General features: G+C 33.0%; 13 protein-coding genes and 1 other RNA gene. 9 read left to right on the forward strand and 5 right to left on the reverse strand.

Annotated elements, in window-relative coordinates; genetic code table 11:
- The first annotated feature begins 69 nt into the window (after positions 1 to 69).
- The 3 genes from STERM_RS05555 (at position 70) to STERM_RS05565 (ending at position 3,029) form a co-directional block, all read left to right on the forward strand.
- On the forward strand, positions 70 to 1,296 hold the full coding sequence (locus STERM_RS05555) for a replication-associated recombination protein A (RefSeq protein WP_012860589.1): 1,227 nt from the start codon (positions 70 to 72) through the stop codon (positions 1,294 to 1,296).
- Between the two features lie 48 nt (positions 1,297 to 1,344).
- Positions 1,345 to 2,631: a hemolysin family protein gene (locus STERM_RS05560; protein ID WP_012860590.1), complete on the forward strand. Its 1,287-nt coding sequence runs from the start codon at positions 1,345 to 1,347 to the stop codon at positions 2,629 to 2,631.
- Positions 2,632 to 2,699: 68 nt separating this feature from the next.
- Positions 2,700 to 3,029: a hypothetical protein gene (locus STERM_RS05565; RefSeq protein ID WP_012860591.1), complete on the forward strand. Its 330-nt coding sequence runs from the start codon at positions 2,700 to 2,702 to the stop codon at positions 3,027 to 3,029.
- 66 nt (positions 3,030 to 3,095) lie between these two features.
- On the opposite strand, the gene STERM_RS05570 is transcribed toward STERM_RS05565, so the two are convergent.
- Entirely contained in the window at positions 3,096 to 3,401 is a 306-nt protein-coding gene (locus STERM_RS05570; protein WP_012860592.1) for a DUF6506 family protein, read from the reverse strand.
- 348 nt (positions 3,402 to 3,749) lie between these two features.
- Between STERM_RS05570 and STERM_RS05575 the strand changes: the two genes are divergently transcribed.
- Both STERM_RS05575 and STERM_RS05580 read left to right on the forward strand, forming a co-directional pair.
- The gene (locus tag STERM_RS05575; protein ID WP_012860593.1) at positions 3,750 to 4,103 is read left to right on the forward strand and encodes a hypothetical protein; all 354 of its coding nucleotides are present in this window, start codon (positions 3,750 to 3,752) and stop codon (positions 4,101 to 4,103) included.
- Between the two features lie 142 nt (positions 4,104 to 4,245).
- Positions 4,246 to 4,626, forward strand: a complete 381-nt coding sequence (locus tag STERM_RS05580; RefSeq protein WP_012860594.1) for a hypothetical protein — start codon at positions 4,246 to 4,248, stop codon at positions 4,624 to 4,626.
- A 178-nt stretch (positions 4,627 to 4,804) separates the two neighbouring features.
- Here STERM_RS05580 and STERM_RS05585 read toward each other — a convergent pair whose 3' ends face one another.
- The 4 genes from STERM_RS05585 to STERM_RS05600 all read right to left on the reverse strand — a co-directional run bounded on the left by STERM_RS05585 (position 4,805) and on the right by STERM_RS05600 (position 7,944).
- Entirely contained in the window at positions 4,805 to 5,224 is a 420-nt protein-coding gene (locus STERM_RS05585) for a VOC family protein (RefSeq protein WP_012860595.1), read from the reverse strand.
- Between the two features lie 68 nt (positions 5,225 to 5,292).
- A complete protein-coding gene (locus tag STERM_RS05590; RefSeq protein ID WP_012860596.1) occupies positions 5,293 to 6,669 on the reverse strand; it encodes a sensor histidine kinase in 1,377 nt (458 codons plus the stop codon).
- On the reverse strand, positions 6,653 to 7,306 hold the full coding sequence (locus STERM_RS05595) for a response regulator transcription factor (protein ID WP_012860597.1): 654 nt from the start codon (positions 7,304 to 7,306) through the stop codon (positions 6,653 to 6,655). The genes STERM_RS05590 and STERM_RS05595 overlap by 17 nt, the downstream gene beginning before the upstream one ends.
- 227 nt (positions 7,307 to 7,533) lie before the next feature.
- Positions 7,534 to 7,944, reverse strand: a complete 411-nt coding sequence (locus STERM_RS05600; protein ID WP_012860598.1) for a hypothetical protein — start codon at positions 7,942 to 7,944, stop codon at positions 7,534 to 7,536.
- A gap of 324 nt (positions 7,945 to 8,268) precedes the next feature.
- On the opposite strand from STERM_RS05600, the gene STERM_RS05605 reads away from it, so the two are divergent.
- The 4 genes from STERM_RS05605 to ssrS all read left to right on the forward strand — a co-directional run bounded on the left by STERM_RS05605 (position 8,269) and on the right by ssrS (position 12,338).
- Positions 8,269 to 8,898, forward strand: a complete 630-nt coding sequence (locus STERM_RS05605) for a hypothetical protein (protein WP_012860599.1) — start codon at positions 8,269 to 8,271, stop codon at positions 8,896 to 8,898.
- A 208-nt stretch (positions 8,899 to 9,106) separates the two neighbouring features.
- Positions 9,107 to 10,351, forward strand: a complete 1,245-nt coding sequence (gene hisS / locus STERM_RS05610; RefSeq protein WP_012860600.1) for a histidine--tRNA ligase — start codon at positions 9,107 to 9,109, stop codon at positions 10,349 to 10,351.
- Positions 10,344 to 12,137: an aspartate--tRNA ligase gene (aspS, locus tag STERM_RS05615; RefSeq protein WP_012860601.1), complete on the forward strand. Its 1,794-nt coding sequence runs from the start codon at positions 10,344 to 10,346 to the stop codon at positions 12,135 to 12,137. The genes hisS and aspS overlap by 8 nt, the downstream gene beginning before the upstream one ends.
- Before the next feature lies 1 nt (position 12,138).
- Positions 12,139 to 12,338, forward strand: a non-coding RNA gene (gene ssrS, locus STERM_RS21670) — 6S RNA.
- Positions 12,339 to 12,413 lie beyond the last annotated feature (75 nt).

Consider the following 12,413-nt stretch of genomic DNA (forward strand, 5'->3'; position numbering starts at 1 on the left):
TTTTAATAAAAGAAATAGGTATGCCGGAAAGATCAGCATATCTATTTTCTTTATGTAAATGGAGGAATTATGAATCTTTTTGAAAATCAGAATCAGGATAAAAAACCTCTGGCGTACAGATACAGACCGAAAACTCTGGAAGAATTCGCAGGGCAGAAAAATATAGTAGGCGATAAAGGTGTGCTAAAGAAGATACTAATCAAATCAAGATTTATGAATTCTATATTCTGGGGTCCTTCCGGAACAGGAAAAACTACACTTGCCGAAATAGTAGCAGAACAGCTGAATTATTACTATGAATATCTGAATGCAACTAAAGCTTCTGTTAATGATATTAAGGAGATAGCCGAAAAAGCCAAGAAAAGATTTTCCATTGAGGGAAAACAGACGATTTTATTTTTTGATGAAATACACAGATTTAATAAACTACAGCAAGATTCCCTGCTTCACGATATAGAAATCGGCAATATTATATTAATAGGTGCCACTACTGAAAATCCTTATTTTAATCTAAATAATGCGCTCTTATCAAGATGTCTTATGTTTGAATTTAAGAAACTCGATAAAGAAGATATTTTTGGTATTTTGAAAAGGATAAGGGAAAAAGAAGAAATAGAGCTTAGTGATGATGTGCTGAACTACATTTCCGATATTGTAGAAGGTGATGCAAGGCAGGCAATAAATTTTCTTGAGCTTCTTAGTAATCTTGAAGATGTAAATCTAAGTGTGGATGAAGTGAGACAGATAATTCAGACAAGAAAATCTTATGACAGGGTAGAAGATAAATATGATACTATTTCTGCTATGATAAAAAGTATAAGGGGCAGTGACCCTGATGCAGCTGTTTACTGGGTGGCAAAAATGCTCTCAGGCGGTGAAGATCCGTTATATCTGGCAAGAAGACTTGTGATTCTCGCTTCTGAAGATATAGGACTGGCAAATGCTAATGCTCTTCCTGTAGCAGTAGCCGGAATGCAGGCTGCCAAGGATATAGGAATGCCTGAAGTACGCATAATTTTGGCAGAGGTAGCTGTATATCTTGCTTTGTCTCCCAAAAGTAATTCAGCGTACATGGCTATTGACAAGGCAATAAGCGAAATAGAAAATAACAGTATACAGGAAGTTCCAAAACACCTGACAAAGCTGGGTGCAAAGGACTATAAATATCCGCATGCGTATAAAGGTAATTTTGTAAAACAGGATTATATGAAAATTAAAATCAAATTTTATGAATATGGCGAAAATAAATTTGAAATAGCGGCCAACGAAAGGTTGAAAAAATTATGGGGCGAATAATAAAAAAAAGTGTTTTGAACTTTATTAAAGATGGGAGAAAAGAAAAATATGAATAATTTTCTGAGCCTGCTTTTAGTATTTTTATTAGTTTTTTTAAACGGTTTCTTTGTTGCAGCCGAATTTTCCATTGTAAAAATAAGGGCTTCTAAAATAGAAACTCTTTTGGGAACCGGGGATAAAAAGGCCGGCTATACCAAAAAAGTTTTGGATGACCTGAATTCATATCTTTCAGCCTGTCAGTTTGGTATAACTCTGGCTTCGCTGGGACTAGGGTGGATAGGAGAGCCTGCTGTAGCCAATATTCTGAGCCCGTTATTTAATTATTTTACCGTGGATGAGGTACTAAAACACACTATTTCATTTGTAATAGGTTTTTCATTGATAACAGCGTTTCATATAGTATTGGGAGAATTGGTACCTAAATCAATAGCGATTTTGAGTTCGGAAAAAGTAGCACTTGCTGCTTCTCATCCCCTGATAATATTCTATAAGCTGAGTTATCCCGTAATATGGCTATTTGATAGAAGTACAAACTTTATATTAAGAATTTTTGGCATTAAAAACATTAGTACCCACGAAGAAATACACACAAATGATGAAATAATGCTGTTATTAACTGAAAATTATAAGCACGGACTTTTGAATAAAGAAGAACTGACTCTCGTAGATAATGTTTTTGAACTTTCTGAAAAAAATGTAATGAGTGTTATGATTCCCCGAACAGATATGCAGTGCATATATATGGGAGATAATTTAGAAAAAATAATGGACTTTGTGCTTGACGGAAAGTATACGAGATATCCCGTATGCCGTGAAAATAAAGATAATATCATAGGATTTGTGCATATACGTGATTTATGCAAGCAGGTCATTTTGAATACAGAAAATGATATTGAAGATATAATGAGGGAAATAATATTCGTTCCTGATACTATGTCGGTGAATGCTCTGTTCAAAAGGTTTCAGGAGGATCATTCCCAGATAGCGATAGTAATAGATGAATACGGAGGTACTGCAGGACTTGTTACTCTTGAGGATATATTAGAAGAACTGGTGGGTGAGATTCAGGACGAATTTGATATAAATGACGTATCGGAAATAAAGAAAATTTCAGACACAGTTTATTCGGTAGACGGTAAAGTTACCATTGACAGAATAAATAAACTGCTTAATATAAATATAGAAACTAAGGTAGAAACAATAGGTGGGCTGTTTAGTCTGGAGTATGGATCTCTTCCGGAAGCCGGAGAAAAAATAATTCATGACGGATATGAATTTACCATAATAAAATCTAATAATAAAAGGGTATTAAGAGTAAAAATAGAGAAAATATAAAAAAGTTCATAAATAATTCACATTGATGTAGTATAATTAAATTGGTAAAGAATAATGAGGTGATAAAAGTGAAAAAAATGTTATTAGCCATGTTTTTAATAGTCTTGAGTTTATCTTCAGTGAGCTTTGGTGCTAAGGATGATCATTATAAAAACAGAGTGGAAAAACAAAAAGCATACGATAAAATTTCTTCAAAATATGAAAAAAAAATAGAAGATTTAAATAAAAAACTTTCCAAAAAAAATGACGAGCTTGATAAAGCAAAAAGCCAGAAAAAACCTGATAATAAAAAGATAAAAGAAATAACGGGTGAACGTGATAAAATTAAAGGTGAGCTTGAATCAGTGCATTCTGATTTTAGAAAAGATTTATCAAAAAATAAGTTGAGTGATTTTTAAAGAGCAGTTAAGTAATTAACTGCTCTTTTATATTTGTAGCTATTCACTGGGACTGCTCTCAAAAATTTATTTGAAGAGCTCATCTCCGCTTTTAAAATCAAAGCCGGGATGAAAATCAAAACGAACTGCACCGACAGCAGCCTTTCCTTTGACAGCTTTGCTGATTCTTGCTAAACCTTTATTGCCGAAACCGGCACATAATTCTAACGCTTTTACTCCTTGGTCCGCCAATTCCACAGCTACTGTCTCAGCCTCTTCATAATCTTTTACACCAACGACAGTAAGGCTGACAGCTGGTGTGTTAACTACTGTTCTATGTATTTTGGCGTCTGCTTCCGGTGCAATAAATATAAATGCCGCATTTACTTTCATAAGAAATCTTCCTCTCAAAATTTTTAAAATAAAGATATTGAAACTTTAGTACACTTATATTATAAATTAAACAAGAATTTTATGACTGCTGTAGATAAAGAAAAAATATCCTCAATTAGCTGCAATTTTATCAATATTTAAATTAAAAAGCAAGAAAATTTACTGAATATCCCTAAAAAATCAGAATTTTTTTAATGGAAGCCAATGATTTGAAAATTATTATTTTTAAAAATTTAAAAACTTCATAATAACTTCACATAGATAGTATATTATATACTTAAGAAAGAAATTATTATAGTGATTTATTTATAAAAATAAATGAACTGCTATATCAGTGAGGTGATTAGAATGAAAAAAGTTATTGGCATAATAATTGTTATAATAGGATTGTACGAGGTTGGCTTTAGCAGTGGAAATTCATATACAGACGGAAAGTATACTGCTTCGGATTCAAGGGAAAGACTTAGATATGAACAGGTTTACTCGGGATACAGTGATAAAATAGATCTTTTGTATAAAAGACTGGATGAAAAAAATAAAGCATTATCAAGTGAAAAGAACAGAAGAAGTCCTGACTGGGGAAAAATAGAGAGACTGGAAAATGAAAAACGTATAATAAAAAGGGAACTGGATAATACTTATAAAGATTTAAGATATGATTTGAGAAGGAACAGAATAAATGACTATTCTTATAGAAGTTAACATAATTTCAAAAAGATTGTAAGATGAAAAATACAATCTTTTTTTATTTGTAAAAAAATAAAAAATAATTATAAACTTCATAATAAATTCACACAGGCATGGTATTATAATAATATAGAAAAAAAACAATGAGGTGATTAAAATGAAAAAGTTATTATTAATAGGAATGGTATTAATGTTAGGAATATCTTCAACAGGATTTAGCGCAAGACATAATGACAGAAATTCAAATAGAGGATATAATGAAAGATATAGAAATGAAAAACAGAAAAATGAAAATGAAAAAAGATATAATCAAATATATTCAAGATACAGCGGGAAAATAAATTCATTAGAAGCAAGTCTTAGAAATAAGGATAATGAAATAAAAAGAGAAAGAGTACAGAAAAGACCTGACAGAAGAAGAATGGAAAGACTGAACAGCGAAAGAAATTCTATCAGAAGAGAACTGGATTCTACATATGCACAGTTAAGAAGAGAACTGGACAGAAATAAACTTACAGCTTACGGGCCGAGAAGATAAAATTTTGAAATTAATATAAAATACAGAATATCAATAAATGATATTCTGTATTTTTTTGTATATTCTGAATCGGTATGAAAAAACAGGGACTTTTGTCTCTGTTTATAGAGTTTGTTAAGTTTTATAAAGCTTGCATAAGATATTCGGATATTTCTAAAAAATATCTGCAAAACAAATTTTATAATGTAGTATCATGATTTAGATTCCAAGATAATCCGAATTTATCTGTCACAGAACCGTAGCATTCACTCCATGGTGTTCTTTGGAGAGGCATAGTTGCATTTCCGCCGTTTTCCAGCTGTGAAAAAACTTCTTTTATGTCTTCCAGCGATGATGATCTGTAAGCTGTAACAATGTTATTTCCAAAATTATAATTATATGCAGGCGGAACATCTGCAAACATGATTGTTTCCCCGCCTATTTTTAATTCTCCGTGGGAAATAAGATTTTTCGTTTCATCAGTAAGTGCCGGGTCATTTTCACTTTTTACTTCCGAAAAAGTTTCAAAAATTGGTTCTGCTTTAAAGATTTTTCCGTAAAATTCCATAGCTTCCCTGCAGTTTCCGTTGAATAAAAAATATGGAGTTATTTTTGCCATAATAATTCTTCCTTTCAAATTTATATATTTGTATTATTATAGCAGATTTTTTATAAAATAAACAATGTTTATACGGCTTTTTCTATATCAAACCAAAATTTTACCCCGTTTTCGGTATTAACTACACCGGAATCACAGTTTAGCTTTTCAAGTATTCCCTTTACAATAGCCAGTCCCAGACCAGTTCCTCCATATTTTCTGCTGCGTGAATCATCCTCTTTGAAAAATGGTTTCCAGATTTTATCAATAACTTCTTCCGGAATCAAAGGCCCGTTATTTATAATCTCAATAGTAAGATAATTTCCCTTTGAAAAAGAATGCACTCTTATTATCCCTGTTCCGTCATCGGGAACAAATGAGATGGCATTGCTTATAAGATTGGTAAGTACCTGAAGCAGTAAAGTCCGATTGGAATTTACCATGATTTTCGGAACATTAAAGTCAAGAAGAATATTTTTGGCATCAAAATCTACTTTATATTTAAGGAGGATAGAATTAATAAATTCCCTCAATTCAAAAACTTCATATTGGAATTCATGTAAAAGTGATGAACTTTTTAACAGAACCAGAAGTGAATCAATGAGCTTGGTCATATGCTGTCCTTCATTTATTATTTCTCCGGCGTATTCCTGAAGCTCTTCTACAGTATCCGCATATCCTCCGGCAATAAATTCCGCATGTGTATTCATAATAGTAATGGGTGTTTTCAGTTCATGAGTTATGGCAGTAATAAAATTTTTGGTATCCTGATCTTTTTTTCTTTCGTAATCAATATCCTGTTGTAATTCAACATTCATGTTTTTCAGATTTTGAAGATTATTTTCCAGTGTCTGGGAAAGCAGGTTCAGATTATTGGCAGTTTCGCCAAATTCATCCCTGGTGTGTAGGTCGAGCTTTTCAGAGAAGTTAAGATTAATAATCTCTTTGATATTCCCGTTGATTAATGTGATTTTTTTGGAAAGGTATCTTGAAAAAATCATAACCAGAGGAATCGAAAAAACAAGAGATATCAAACCAACATAAACATAAAAAGTATTGGAAACTTCCACGGCATTTTCTACCTGTTCAAGCGGGGTTATCAGGGCATACTGTCCTTCAGGCGTTTTTCTTATTATAAGCTTCAGCCATGTGGGACCTCTTGAAAATCTTAGTATTTCAAATTCATAATTATTTTTTTTGAAAGCTTTTGTAGTTTTATTTCTGGTATCTTCAAGCATTCTTCTGGGAATAAAGTGATATGAGGTTTCATCGTCGATGTCAATGCTCTTTTTTTCCACAGGGATCAGTTTTCTGGTATCCAGAGTGGATGCAATACGCATAAGATCTTTTTCTCTCAGTGCTACATAGTAACTGTTTAAAAATAATTTATTTGATAATATTCCGAATGTTATTGTAGAAATTATTAATAACATTGTAAAGAAGAATATCTTATATATTATTTTCATTTTTCACCTCAAATTTATATCCAAATCCTTTTACAGTGGTAATATATTCATGTCCTATTTTCTTTCTCAGATTCTTAATATGAGTATCTACTGTTCTGGGATCACTTTCACAGAGAAGATCCCATACATTATTCAGAATCTGCTCTCTGGAAAAAATCTTACTGTGGTTTTTGGCAAGATAAAACAGCAGATCGTATTCCTTTGGAGGAAGATCAACAATTTTTTCATTTAAATATACATTTTTTTCATTTTTTAAAAATCTAAAGTTTCCTATTGTGTATATCTCATCACCCAGAAGGTTTTTCAAACGAAGCTCCAGAATTTTCAGGCTGAAAGGCTTTCTTATATAATCATCTGCTCCTATTTCAAGTCCTCTTATCTCGTCTTCTTCCTGAGTTTTGGCAGTAAGCATAAGGACAGGAGTAGTTTTTTCACTTTTAATGGCTCTGCATACTTCATAGCCGTCTTTTTTCGGCATCATAACATCAAGGAGCACAAGATCCGGATTCCATTCATAAAAAAGATCCAGCCCTTCCTCACCATCAGCGGCCTCTCTTACGATATAACCGTTTTTTACAAGAAAAGAACGAACTACTTTACGTATTCTTTCTTCATCTTCTACAATTAAAATTTTCATTTTCCCTCCTTAATGTGGTCGGCATCCTGTAATATCAGAATTTTCGTCAGGATGACAGTGTGAATTTTATATCTATTTATATCATATAAATAAAATTATGTAAAAAAGATTATTTATAAAATGTAAATAGGGAGAAATAAATATCTGTTTTTTGGCAATAGTGTCAGAATATTTATTTCTCCAAAATATTTTTGGATTTATAATATTAAAAGGTGTAGCGGGCTGTATTATCCTCTTTGAGGGGCGGGTCTGCTGCCTCTGTGCAGATTTTTTCCGGTATGTCCTGCTCTTAAATTGTTGTCTTTCATCTCGGCTCTCATCTGGTAACCCAGCAGCTCTTTCTGCGCCTTTAAGTCTGCTTTCTTTTTAGTAAGGTTTTCTACTTTTTTCCAGTCAACCTTCTCTGCTCTGAGCTGTTTTTGTAATTCCTGTCTGTTCTCCAAAAGACTTACATCAAGCTTGTTAAATTTGTCTTCGTATTTAGAGTAAATCTGCTCATATAATTTTTTATTTTCTGCCGAGATTGTTTTTTGTATCTGTTTAGCGGGAACCTGTACAGGAACAGCCTGCTCCGCAAAAGAGAATGAAGATAATGCTGTCATTACAGACAGTGTTGCAATTATATTTTTTTTAATCATTTTGATCACCTCATAAATTTTTTCTATATAACTATAATATAATATCAATGTGAAATGTAAGTGAAGAAAAAAAATATTTTTAAAATAAAAATTTCAGGTAAAATATTCTGGATATTATCTGGCTGTATAACATAAAAAGTTATATTTTTTAACAGGATTTTTCTTGAATTATTTTATAAATAATAGTAATATGTTAACAGTTATATTCAAAATTATATCAGCGTTATTCCTTTTGAATAGCAGGCATAAAAGACAAAGAGCTGAAAATTTTGATAAATAACCGGGAGTAAAAAATATATTACTGGGAAGTATTAGGAGAGAACGATGAAGAAGTTTTTTGGCATATTATTTGTATTAGCAATAACAGGGGTTTTGTATTATGCATTTTTGGGAAGCTTCAGATATAAAAATTATCTGTATTCCGATTATGTTTTTATGTTAAAAGAAAATGGGAAAGTATACAAAATGGATCCGGTTCAGCTCGTGGGAGACAGGATAACCGGAAAACGCTATGTCCTGCTGGGACTTAGCAAAAGCTGGAGTTACGGGCATGAAATACAAAAAATATTTATGTTCGCAGGGTCTGATTATAAAATTAATAATACTGATTCAAGGTTTTATGATGGAATTCTGACTCCGGATTATTCAAAAGAAAATCCGGTAAAAATCACTGAAATCAAAAAAGAGATAAATATTCATAAGAGTGAAGAGATAGAGATACTGGATATTAATTATAACGGAAGAAATGAAACTATGACGCTTGAGCCGAATAATAAAAATCCGGAATTTAAAGCATTTAGTTTTTGGATCTGTTCCAAAAGAAGAAACGGATATAGCTGTGGAAACCGCAGAGGATACGGGATAGATTTTGAGAAGCTGAAAAATAAATTTGGTTTGAATTTAGATATTGAAATAAATAACAGAGAAAAAGTGGTTTATTTTATAAAAAAATAGCAATATAAAAGACAGGAAGCAGAAAACCTGTTTTTTTAATGCTATCTGGTATTAATGCCAGAAAAAGATACAAAGTGTGTATAATTATGATATAATATAAGAAACAAAAGCATAATAAAAAATTTTGAAAAAAATCGTATATAATGTTATTATATTAAGAAAATTAAATGTAATATGAGAAATATACCGTTTGCAGAATGGAGAAAAAATGATAAAAGTATTAAAGGGTATGAAGGACAGATATTTTGAAGATATTAGAAAATATGATTATATTATAGATAGTGCAAAAAATGTTTTTTCAAAGTATGGTTTTGAAAAAATAATTACTCCTATTGTGGAAGAAACAGAATTATTTGAAAGAGGAGTAGGCGAAGAAACTGACGTAGTCTCTAAGGAAATGTACACTTTTCTTGACAAAGCAGGAAGAAGTATAACTATGCGTCCTGAAGGCACAGCCGGTGTAGTAAGAGCTTATCTGCAGGCTGGTCTTTATAAATCCGATCCTCTGGTAAAGTGGTTTTATTACGGCCCTATGTATAGATATGAGGCTCCGCAGAAAGGGAGATACAGAGAGTTTCATCAGGTAGGAGTAGAAGCTTTCGGTGTAAGAGATCCTTTTGCGGATGCTGAGATAATAAAAATGGGATGTGAATTTCTTGAAACAGCAGGAATAAAAAATCTTACAGTGGAAATAAACAGTCTTGGAAACAGCAGCTCAAGACAAAGATATACTGCCGAGCTGAAAAAATTTATAGAAGAAAGACTTGATAAACTATGCGATAACTGTAAAACCAGATATAAAAAAAATCCTTTGAGAGTACTTGACTGTAAATCAGAGGCTTGTCAGGAGCAGTATAAGAATGCACCTGTTCTAAAAGATTATCTTGATGAGGAAAGCAGCACTTATTATGAGGAATTAAAGAAATATCTGGAATTGCTTGAAGTAAATTATGTGGAAAATTACAGACTGGTACGCGGTCTTGATTATTATTCAGATACGGTTTTTGAAATTAAGTCTGAGAATCTCGGGGCACAGTCCACTGTTCTTGCAGGGGGAAGATATGATAAGCTTCTGGAAATACTGGGAGATATACAGATGCCCGGAATAGGGTTTGCCGCAGGGACAGAGAGAATAGCACTTCTAATGGACGAATCATTGTTGAAAGAGGAAGAAAAGCCCGTATATGTGGTTTATTTTCCTGAAACAAAGGAATATGCGCTGAATATAATAAAAATTTTGAGAGAAAACGGCATAAAAGTAGATTTTGACTATGGAATGAAGAGTTTTAAGTCGCAAATGAAAAAAGCAGGAAAATTAAACTCAAAATATGTTATAATATTAGGGGAAGATGAGAAAAACGAAAATAAAGCAGTACTGAAAAATTTTGATACAGGGGAACAGGAAAAACTTGAAATTGAAAAAGTCATAGAAAGGGTAAATGGAGATGTATAGAACGCATAATTTAGGCCAGTTAAGAATAGAAAATGCAGGAGAAGAAGTAGTTTTATCAGGATGGGTCGCGAATGTCCGAGATATGAATCATTTTTTATTTCTGGTTTTGAGAGACAGAGAAGGAATAACACAGGTAATAATAGATAAAGAAAACTCTCCCGAAGGGTTATTTGAAAAGGTAAAAGCATTAAATAACGAAGATGTGGTAAGGGTAACCGGAACTGTCAGAGAGAGAAGCAGTAAAAATAAAGATATGCCTACAGGTGATATAGAAGTGGCAGCCGATACTGTGGATATTCTCAGCAGATCACTGCAGCTTCCGTTTGCGATAAATGATAATATAACTAATCTTAGTGAGGATATGAGACTGAAATACAGATATCTTGATCTGAGAAGAACTAAAATGCTTAATAATCTGAAAAAAAGAAATACCATGCTGAAAGCAATAAGAGACTATCTTACAGATAAAGGTTTTCTTGATATAGATACACCGGTGCTTGCTAAGGCAACTCCGGAAGGTGCAAGAGATTTTATAGTACCCAGCAGAATAAATAAAGGAGATTTTTATGCACTTCCGCAGTCGCCGCAGCTGTTTAAGCAGATACTGATGGTAGCCGGCGTGGATAAATATTATCAGCTGGCGAAATGTTTCAGAGATGAGGATCTGAGAGCTGACAGACAGCCGGAATTTACCCAGCTGGATATAGAAATGTCTTTTGTAACTCAGGAAGATATACTTTGTGAAATGGAAAAAATGGCTAAAAAAGTATTTGAAAAGGTGACAGGCAAGAAAGCCGATTATGATTTTCCAAGAATGGACTATTATGAAGCTATGGACAGATACGGGTCGGATAAACCTGACACAAGATTCGGACTTGAGCTTATAGATATTACAGAGGAAGTAAGAAATTCGGGATTCAAGGCATTTGCCGGCGCAGCAGAAAGCGGAGGAAGCATTAAGGCGATAGTAGTACCCGGTAATCTGGAAAAATTCAGCAGAAAGTATATCGGAGATCTTGAAAATTATGTAAAGACTTATTATAAGGCAAAAGGACTTGCACATATAAGAATAGATGAAAATAATGAGACAGTTTCACCTATAGCGAAGTTTTTCAGTGAAGCTGAGCTTAGTGCAATAACAGGTAAGCTGGAATTAAAAGCAGGAAGTATAGCCTTGATAATAGCTGATACCAAGGATGTTACAAATAACGCACTCGGGGCATTAAGACTGAAAGTAGGAAATGAGCTTGATTTTATAAACGAGGAACAGGATAATTTCTTATGGGTGATAGATTTTCCAATGTTTGAATGGAGCGAGGAAGAAGAAAGATATAAGTCTACACATCACCCTTTTACTGCAATAAAAGAAGAAGATAAAGAATTTTTAAATAAAAATCTTGAAAAAATAAGAACTTTGAGTTATGATATGGTGTTAAATGGATATGAAATCGGCGGAGGAAGTATAAGAATTCATGATTCAGAGCTGCAGGATGTTATTTTTGAAAAGCTTGGTCTGAGCAAAGAAGAAGCGGAGGAGAAATTTGGATTTTTCCTGAATGCACTGAGATATGGCGTGCCTCCTCACGGAGGAATAGCATTCGGAGTGGACAGATGGCTTATGGCTATGCTCAAAGAAGATTCCATAAAGGAAGTAATTCCGTTTCCTAAAACTAACAAAGGGCAGGATCTTATGATGGAAGCTCCGGCAGCTGTAGATAAAAAGCAGCTCGAGGAAGAACTGCTGTTAAAAAGTCTTTATGTAGAAGAAGCAAAAGAAGATAAGTAAAAATTTTCTGGCCTGTGCGTGATCAATTATATAATTTTTGTTCTAACATTGTCATAACGGGGCTATCCCTATACTTGTCATCACAGACAAATCACGATCATACTCTTGAGATGATACGGATCCTGTATCGCAGGTATAAATAGCTACCACCTGATCTTCAGGCGACCAAAAATTCATTTGAAACGGCAGGCTGGATATTAAATAAAAAATTTAATAAGTAAGTTATAAATATTAACTATAGAAGTTTCAAAGGAATAGTGCGTATATCGCAGGGAC

The organism is Sebaldella termitidis ATCC 33386, assembly GCF_000024405.1.
Classification (GTDB): Bacteria; Fusobacteriota; Fusobacteriia; order Fusobacteriales; family Leptotrichiaceae; genus Sebaldella; species Sebaldella termitidis.

Bases quoted from the DNA above. Each gene is read 5' to 3' on its own strand.
- STERM_RS05570 (WP_012860592.1), bottom strand. From the start codon at position 3,401: ATGAAAGTAAATGCGGCATTTATATTTATTGCACCGGAAGCAGACGCC.
- STERM_RS05560 (WP_012860590.1), top strand. From the start codon at position 1,345: ATGAATAATTTTCTGAGCCTGCTTTTAGTATTTTTATTAGTTTTTTTA.
- STERM_RS05575 (WP_012860593.1), top strand. From the start codon at position 3,750: ATGAAAAAAGTTATTGGCATAATAATTGTTATAATAGGATTGTACGAG.
- STERM_RS05590 (WP_012860596.1), bottom strand. From the start codon at position 6,669: ATGAAAATAATATATAAGATATTCTTCTTTACAATGTTATTAATAATT.
- hisS (WP_012860600.1), top strand. From the start codon at position 9,107: ATGATAAAAGTATTAAAGGGTATGAAGGACAGATATTTTGAAGATATT.
- STERM_RS05555 (WP_012860589.1), top strand. From the start codon at position 70: ATGAATCTTTTTGAAAATCAGAATCAGGATAAAAAACCTCTGGCGTAC.
- aspS (WP_012860601.1), top strand. From the start codon at position 10,344: ATGTATAGAACGCATAATTTAGGCCAGTTAAGAATAGAAAATGCAGGA.
- STERM_RS05595 (WP_012860597.1), bottom strand. From the start codon at position 7,306: ATGAAAATTTTAATTGTAGAAGATGAAGAAAGAATACGTAAAGTAGTT.
- STERM_RS05585 (WP_012860595.1), bottom strand. From the start codon at position 5,224: ATGGCAAAAATAACTCCATATTTTTTATTCAACGGAAACTGCAGGGAA.
- STERM_RS05580 (WP_012860594.1), top strand. From the start codon at position 4,246: ATGAAAAAGTTATTATTAATAGGAATGGTATTAATGTTAGGAATATCT.
- STERM_RS05600 (WP_012860598.1), bottom strand. From the start codon at position 7,944: ATGATTAAAAAAAATATAATTGCAACACTGTCTGTAATGACAGCATTA.
- STERM_RS05605 (WP_012860599.1), top strand. From the start codon at position 8,269: ATGAAGAAGTTTTTTGGCATATTATTTGTATTAGCAATAACAGGGGTT.